General features: G+C 36.4%; 9 protein-coding genes and 1 tRNA gene. 4 read left to right on the top strand and 6 right to left on the bottom strand.

Going from position 1 to position 6,793, the window contains the following annotated elements; genetic code table 11:
* Positions 1-349: 349 nt before the first annotated feature.
* Positions 350-634, top strand: a complete 285-nt coding sequence (locus tag H1P_RS29570) for a hypothetical protein (protein WP_144874495.1) — start codon at positions 350-352, stop codon at positions 632-634.
* Between the two features lie 209 nt (positions 635-843).
* Here the strand turns inward: H1P_RS29570 and H1P_RS29565 are convergent.
* The 4 genes from H1P_RS29565 to ebsA form a co-directional block, all read right to left on the bottom strand.
* Positions 844-914 (bottom strand) — tRNA-Gly (locus H1P_RS29565).
* Positions 915-1,050: 136 nt separating this feature from the next.
* Positions 1,051-1,245, bottom strand: coding sequence for a heavy-metal-associated domain-containing protein (locus H1P_RS29560; protein WP_144874493.1), 195 nt, complete (start codon positions 1,243-1,245; stop codon positions 1,051-1,053).
* A 99-nt stretch (positions 1,246-1,344) separates the two neighbouring features.
* Complete coding sequence (locus tag H1P_RS29555; protein WP_144874491.1) at positions 1,345-2,433, bottom strand: phosphotransacetylase family protein; 1,089 nt, start codon at positions 2,431-2,433, stop codon at positions 1,345-1,347.
* A 43-nt stretch (positions 2,434-2,476) separates the two neighbouring features.
* Positions 2,477-2,851 (bottom strand): type IV pilus biogenesis protein EbsA, encoded by a 375-nt coding sequence (gene ebsA, locus H1P_RS29550; RefSeq protein WP_144874489.1) that lies wholly within the window; start codon positions 2,849-2,851, stop codon positions 2,477-2,479.
* Positions 2,852-3,065: 214 nt separating this feature from the next.
* On the opposite strand from ebsA, the gene H1P_RS29545 reads away from it, so the two are divergent.
* Positions 3,066-3,530 carry a hypothetical protein gene (locus H1P_RS29545; RefSeq protein ID WP_144874487.1) on the top strand — a complete coding sequence of 155 codons (465 nt, stop codon included), beginning with the start codon at positions 3,066-3,068 and terminating at the stop codon, positions 3,528-3,530.
* A gap of 286 nt (positions 3,531-3,816) precedes the next feature.
* Positions 3,817-4,299, top strand: coding sequence for a hypothetical protein (locus H1P_RS29540; protein ID WP_144874485.1), 483 nt, complete (start codon positions 3,817-3,819; stop codon positions 4,297-4,299).
* A gap of 76 nt (positions 4,300-4,375) precedes the next feature.
* On the opposite strand, the gene H1P_RS29535 is transcribed toward H1P_RS29540, so the two are convergent.
* Both H1P_RS29535 and rnc read right to left on the bottom strand, forming a co-directional pair.
* The gene (locus H1P_RS29535; protein ID WP_144874483.1) at positions 4,376-4,729 is read right to left on the bottom strand and encodes a carbon dioxide-concentrating mechanism protein CcmK; all 354 of its coding nucleotides are present in this window, start codon (positions 4,727-4,729) and stop codon (positions 4,376-4,378) included.
* A 184-nt stretch (positions 4,730-4,913) separates the two neighbouring features.
* Positions 4,914-5,636 (bottom strand): ribonuclease III, encoded by a 723-nt coding sequence (gene rnc, locus H1P_RS29530; protein ID WP_246142015.1) that lies wholly within the window; start codon positions 5,634-5,636, stop codon positions 4,914-4,916.
* A 119-nt stretch (positions 5,637-5,755) separates the two neighbouring features.
* On the opposite strand from rnc, the gene H1P_RS29525 reads away from it, so the two are divergent.
* The gene (locus H1P_RS29525; RefSeq protein ID WP_144874481.1) at positions 5,756-6,700 is read left to right on the top strand and encodes a hypothetical protein; all 945 of its coding nucleotides are present in this window, start codon (positions 5,756-5,758) and stop codon (positions 6,698-6,700) included.
* Positions 6,701-6,793: the final 93 nt, after the last annotated feature.

Genomic DNA, 6,793 nt, shown 5'->3' with positions numbered 1-6,793 from the left:
CCTATATCAATCGGATTTAGGATTACTTACTTTCTGACAGAGCCGCATTTATCACAGGAAGTGTCCACTTTGTAGATGGAGGCTATACTGCTCATTGAATAAATTAATAGGCGTAGCAAGTGCAAGTATTCGAGAAATAAGAGTTAGAGTAAATAGTTTCATGCATTTGGATGATGAATACTTTCATTAACTCATGTTGTTTAGCTTAACCGAACAGTATTGAGTAAAGCTTTAGTTAATAGCCGACTAGTTTCTATCAGAAAGAGAACTTTCACTAGAACGAATATAGAGCTATGCGTCAAGTATCTCGTATGTCCTCATGTAGTCAGATAATTAAGGAGTAAACATAATGTCAAACATTAACTTAAGTGACTTGGAATTGATGATGGTAGCGCAAGCAATAGATATATTACTTGATTTTGATTACTTTTATAAGTACGAAAATTTTCCCACAAGCTATCAAACTACGATGATGAGAAGGATAACAATGAGAAGTATTCTCTTAAAGCTATCAAAGAAAACTCATTTGTCTAGTGTCGAACAAATGATTAAGGAAAGTCTTACTAATTATCCAGAAATAACACCCGAAATGTTTTTAATAGATTGCGAAAACTTAAAAGCTAAATCAGAGTAAATATTGGATTTGACGACGTAGACTAGGTGTTATATAATTACTGGTCTTTTTTTACTTTACAGAAAAGATAATCTTAAATCAAGTTTAAGTGAACCTACTGAATTACCCTGTTTTTCTCTACTTAATTGGTTCAAGATTGGTTCATGTACAGAATCAATCTTGAACTTTAGAGAGTGGACTTAGTGGTGAAACCTTGTCCTTACTTAAAGAGCGGGTGGGGGGAATCGAACCCCCATCATTAGCTTGGAAGGCTAAGGTTTTACCACTAAACTACACCCGCGTAAGAGTTAGTTAACGACACTAACAAAAACTCTATCGTCTTAAGACAAAGTATTGTTCAAAATCTAGAACATCATAGTAACAGATAAGTGGGGGGACTCGTCAAGTATCTTTTTTAAAATCAGACAATTCCTTGATTATTCAACAGTGTGACCTATCTCAACTATTGCCTGTTGAATAGTCGTAGCAGTAACTTCGGTTTCTACTGCCACTTTTTTAGTATCTAAGTTTATTGAAATATCAGCATTGGTATCTTGATTAGCGATCGCCTTTTTGACGCTATCTACACAACCTTGACACACCATACTAGGTACAGTGAATTCTAATTTCATCGGCGATTTCCCCCTAAAATAGTTTCCCTAATTATTTTACAAGAGTAAACCACTTCAGTGATGAAGTGAATCCCCTTCTGTTTCACGAAGGGGAGAACGTCAAACAGTTAAGGCTGTTTCTAAGTCCAAATAATCCATGAATCGCTCGAAATCAAAATATTCTTCCATTAGCTGAACTACTTTTTTCACTTTAATAGGTTCGCTAATGGGAACTCTACTAAAAGCAGCATCAACTATTTCTACTGTGGTTAAAGTATCAAAATCTACAGCTAAAATAGGTATTTCTAAATCTTCGGCACGACTTAAGATCATCGATGTTGGTGGAACATGACCAGTTAAAATCAAGCAGTTGGTGGAGGTTTCTAAAGCAGCCATTTGTAAATCTGTGCGATCGCCTCCTGTAACCACTACCATATTATTTTTTTGACGAAAATATTCTAAAGCAGAGTTAACATTCATCGCACCAATAGTTAAACCTTCTACCATCAAATCTAGACGATCCTGGCAACACATAACCTTGGCATTTAATCTTTTAGATAATTCTCGAACACTAACACTATTAAGCAATCTGTCTTTAGGAATTGCTCCCAATACAGGAATATCACGTTTTTCTAAATAAGGTTTAACAAACTTTTCCACTTGTGAAAGCTCTGTTTCAGGGATGTCATTAATCACGACTCCCAATAAGCGATCGCCCAAAGACTGCTTGGTATTTAATAAATTAGCTGCTAACGATAAAGAGTTATAACGGGTGACCAGCAAAATTGGTGCATCAATAGTTGCTGCCATTTCACCAACAGATAACTCAAACAGACTACCTTCCCAAAGAGTTGTTGGTCCTTCTATTAAGGTAAAAGAACTATCAATCCCAGAAACATAATCTCGCAATTGCTGGTTATAGTCTTGAGAATCTTCTTCAGTTAATCGTTTTGTGATGACTTCATTACTTAAACTAAGCAATGGTGAGTGTAATTGCTTTTTAGAAAGACTTAAATTATCAGCCAAAAAGTCAACATTCTGGTCACTCATCTTAATCAAACCATCATCGTCAGAAGCTCCTAGTGGCTTACAATAAGCCACTTCCATTCCTTGTTGTACTAACCTATGAATAATCCCTAATATGGTTGTTGATTTTCCGCTATCAGCTTCGATAGAGCCAACCAGTAGATGTTTGGCAGACTGCGCCACTTCCCCACTCCTTAATTTTGTTTGTGATGTATTTTAACTCTCACTATTCAAATTTCAGTAGTTTTCGATAAAACCCCCGAGGGAAATCTGTGAAGTGAGAACTTTTAAAGTCTATAATGACATCTATTAAGTAATCAATAAACTCTGAATTAGAAAGAGTAGTTTCGTAACTCAGTTCAGCTTGCCCATCAAATTGTAAACGACAACGAGTTAACTCAGAAGGTAATTTAGATACATACCAACTAGCAACAAAAGGAATTGGTTCTCCTCCTTCTATTTTGCGATTTCCTTCTAAAGAACCCTGACGATAAAGAGAAATAGCATAAGGTAGCCAACTATGTTTATTTTTTGCATAGTAGGGCATATAAATTATGACATCTGCTCTACCAGCAGGTTTTAATTTTTCAATTGTTGACATAACACAAAAAATAAATGGTTGGCGTTTGGTTAAATTCAGGTATAAAATACCTGGCTTTCCCTTTTATAACACCAGTTTCGGTTGTTTACTTGAGATGAAATGAGAATTACACAATTTTACGAGCATCAGTATAAATATCTCCGTAAAAGCTCTCTAAAATGATGTTATGCAAAACAGCAAAGTTTAATGTTTCTTTAAGATTAAATTTCAACCAATGGAACTAGACCATCAATTAAAAATACTGATAGAAGATGCTGCTAAACACGGTATTGCGCCGATTGTCATGGAAAAAGCGATCGCCCCTGTCATGAAATCATTAGCTATACAGTTAAAACATTTAGAATATTATGTACTGCAAAATCTTCAAGAAGATTGGATAATTTCGGTAATTAGCGATCGCCAATCGCCAATGCTGGAAAAAAAAGTTATTTATGCTTTCAGTACAGTTCAAGATGCCAAAAATTCCAGAATGAGTAAAGATGTTAATCTTGTAGCGATCGCTTTACCAACAATTCAAATTTTGTTTCGAGTCTTTTCCATGCAGCAAATAGACAGCATCATCTTTTTTCCTCAATCGGGAAATATCACTCAAGGAATTGAAGTTAAACGTCACGATCTGCAAAATATAATTCAGCAGCAACTTCGACAACTCAAAACCATTCCCCCTGATATTGCTTAATTGTTAGTTATTAGTCGTTAGTTGTTCGTCATTGATTGCTGAGCGATAACTATTACCCATTACCTATTACCCATTACTTCCCCTGCTCCCTCTGCCGATCTCAGCTATCAAATCTCAAAATCGTACCTTTGAAAGACTTCCCCTGTTTCTTTCTTAAGTTAATGAATGCAAACAAATTTTAATAGTTTGATAAACATTTGTATCTGAGGTGTCAAAATTACCTTGCAAGATGGGAACAGGTATCTATATTCAAAGTAAGTAGGTATATCAGCACACACATTTTTAGATGACTAAAACTATTAATTTAAGCGATCGCTTTCATCTTCAAGGCGAATATCCTTGTCCTGTATGTCGTCATGGAAAAATCACCAGAATGAGTTTGATGGAAGCTTTTGCTTGTGATTTCTGTCAACATATTTTTACTGGTAACTTTGATAAACAATTACTCAAGATGGCAGATAGCCAACTTCCTTTAACTTGGTACTGGAGTGGCAAAAATTGGAAAGGAATTCAAAGGGAAGGAACAGATATCGGATGGGGTTATATCATCATCGGATTAGCCTTTGTAGCTTTGCCTACAGGTATCATCAGCTTGGGTACTTATTTAGTTCCACCTCTACCTGATAGCCCTTTATCCTGGCTGCCCTTATTTTGGGCAATTTTGACCTTTATTGCTCACTTATCTTGTTTAATCTTGCTAGTTATAGAGTATTACCAACTACCAATAATGCTCTATATGCGAGCCTTGAGAAGAAGATTATTTCAGTGATTGAGCTTGATTGCGAGATTTTTGATGAAGCATAGTTAAGGGGAGAAAGCCCAAAATTCTCTCCCTCATTATTGGTTTAGTTACTACTTACGATAGGAATTGTTCTACCTTCAACGCGATCGCGATAGGGTTGAACCTCTTCGCTATAGTCAATGGGTAGGACAGCGACTACATTATCATGGGGACGAGGAATAATGACCCAAGATTCTAAAGTTGCTCCTTCTGCTTTCTTGACTGCTTCAATTCCTGCATTCATGGCAGCTTTTACTTCAGAAACATCGCCACGAATATTAATGTTAAAGCGTGCGCTACCAACTCTGATATAACCAACTAAAGTAACTCGACCTGCTTTTACCATTGCATCTGCTGCTGCTAGTATGCCTGGAAAGCCTTTTGTTTCGATAGATCCAACCGCAGGTTGCGCTGGCATAGATTAACTCCTTAAACTTTAGCTGAAAAATAATAAATGTAAGACTGGGTACTAAGAATACAGTTTACGAGTTTTAATTTTAGCTGGTATTCAGATTTTTGAATACAGCCAAAGTCAAGGATGAAGGATGAAGTAGCGAGTAGTAAGTAAAGGATGAGGGATAAAATTGATAACTGGTAATTGTTTACTGATAACTGTTTACCGATGACTGTTCCCAAGCAGCGATCGCTGCTTGTTTTTCGGCTTCTTTTTTGCGACGACCTTTTCCTGTACCGTAGACTATACCTTTAACCGATACTTGGGCGGTGAACTCTTTGGCGTTATCTAAGCCTGATTCAGCGATGATTTGATACTTGGGGGTTTCTTTGTGATGAGCTAATGCCCATTGTTGAAAGCGGTTTTTACTGTCAATGAAACTGGTTTTACGGGAGTTGGCTAATTCTGTAACTAATTGTTCGGCTAAAGATTGGAAGAGGGGTTTAATATAGCTAGAAACGGCGGTAATTCCCGCATCGAGATAGTAAGCTCCAATAATGGCTTCAAAGGTATCGTTGAGTAAGGAAGGGTTTTCTCTTCCTTTATCTTTGGCTGCTCCATTTCCCAGACGCATTATTGTACCTAAGTTCATTTGCGCCCCTATCTGACTGAGTTGGGTTTCATCCACTAAGCGCGATCGCAAGCGAGTTAATTCGGCTTCATTCATCTGGGGGTAGAGCCGATAGAGCATTTCTCCCACTAGAAAGCCTAAAACCGCATCTCCTAAAAATTCTAATCGCTCATTATGTCCTTCTACTTCGGGATTTTCGTTGGCATAGGAGCGATGAGTCAAAGCACGATCTAGGAGTTTGCGATCGCTTATAGGTGGTAATGAATAGGCTTTTTGCATCATCTGACAAAGGATAGTCATTAATCGCACATAATGTTAATTTTTGTTGCAAAACGTATAAAACTTGGTGATTTTTTTTGAGTAAAAAGAAAAGAAGTATTTGTTTATCTCAGTTAAAAAACCACAATGGGAACATTAAGATGAGCTTTGTCAAGATTTTTGACAACCAAGGAGGTATTAAGCGAGAGCAAGTTTTAGAGAAGCTTTTGCAAAAAGTAGAACAATATTATAGCGAGGAGGCAAAAGAATCTCTAGTAATTGAAATTGCTGATTTGATTTTGCGATCGCGTCCTTTATGTCGTCATTACAAAGGACAACCTTTAACTGGGGTTTATCAAGAAATCTATCACCAAGTTCACTGTCTATTGGTCGATTGGATTACTCAAAAATTGCAAACATCAGATTTTAATTCAATTACTTATGAATGGCTCAATCAAATTCAATTACAAACTTTTAGAATCGTCTTAGATGATTCTCGGCTTAAAGAGTTAGCTTTAAATGCTCAAAATCAGATTCCTAATAGTTCTTTACGCAGCTATGCTTTAACGGAATTAGTAAAAGCAATTAAATTATCAAATCAGTTATGTTATCCTCACCGTAATTTATTTTCTAGTAAGTTTTATCCTCTAATTTATGAGGAAGCCGTAGTACAAACCATGACTTACATTTGCACCAACATAGATCGATACGATCCGCAAAGGGGCAAAGGAAAGTTTATGAGTTGGGTAAATTTTAAGTTAGATAAAGCGGTGTTAATATGTCGTAGACAGTTCGATCTTTCCTATAAGTATGAATCATGTTATTTACCTGATTTCGATATTATTCCCGACCATCCAAAGACTTTAACTTTGGGAGAGCTGCTTTATCAGTATCTCGAAAAAGACCCCAAAGGTATTTTCCAAAAAACTTTTATTATTGGGAATCCTCAAGCAAATTTTCGAGCGATCGCATTAAAAAGATTATCAGGTAAAACTTGGAAAGAAATTGCTCGCGAATTAAAAAGTAAAGTATCTGTATTGAGTGCTTTTTATCGGCGTAATTGCCAAAAATTCCAAACTCTATTACAACGAGAACTAGAAGGCTAAATAATCTTTTGTTATTAGAAGAAACTATGATCGAAGTTATGATGGAATCGGAATTATTTAAGATCCCTTTGACGTTATCGGCTCGCATTCGTG

It is taken from the genome of Hyella patelloides LEGE 07179, from assembly GCF_900659865.1.
Taxonomy (GTDB): domain Bacteria; phylum Cyanobacteriota; class Cyanobacteriia; order Cyanobacteriales; family Xenococcaceae; genus Hyella; species Hyella patelloides.
Note: the sequence above shows the minus strand (reverse complement) of the source record. Positions and strands in the feature narration are given on the sequence as shown.

What these genes read in the sequence shown, in the direction of transcription:
- H1P_RS29570 (WP_144874495.1), top strand. Translation starts at nt 350, where the DNA reads ATGTCAAACATTAACTTAAGTGACTTGGAATTGATGATGGTAGCGCAA.
- H1P_RS29560 (WP_144874493.1), bottom strand. Translation starts at nt 1,245, where the DNA reads ATGAAATTAGAATTCACTGTACCTAGTATGGTGTGTCAAGGTTGTGTA.
- H1P_RS29525 (WP_144874481.1), top strand. Translation starts at nt 5,756, where the DNA reads ATGAGCTTTGTCAAGATTTTTGACAACCAAGGAGGTATTAAGCGAGAG.
- ebsA (WP_144874489.1), bottom strand. Translation starts at nt 2,851, where the DNA reads ATGTCAACAATTGAAAAATTAAAACCTGCTGGTAGAGCAGATGTCATA.
- H1P_RS29540 (WP_144874485.1), top strand. Translation starts at nt 3,817, where the DNA reads ATGACTAAAACTATTAATTTAAGCGATCGCTTTCATCTTCAAGGCGAA.
- H1P_RS29545 (WP_144874487.1), top strand. Translation starts at nt 3,066, where the DNA reads ATGGAACTAGACCATCAATTAAAAATACTGATAGAAGATGCTGCTAAA.
- H1P_RS29535 (WP_144874483.1), bottom strand. Translation starts at nt 4,729, where the DNA reads ATGCCAGCGCAACCTGCGGTTGGATCTATCGAAACAAAAGGCTTTCCA.
- rnc (WP_246142015.1), bottom strand. Translation starts at nt 5,636, where the DNA reads ATGACTATCCTTTGTCAGATGATGCAAAAAGCCTATTCATTACCACCT.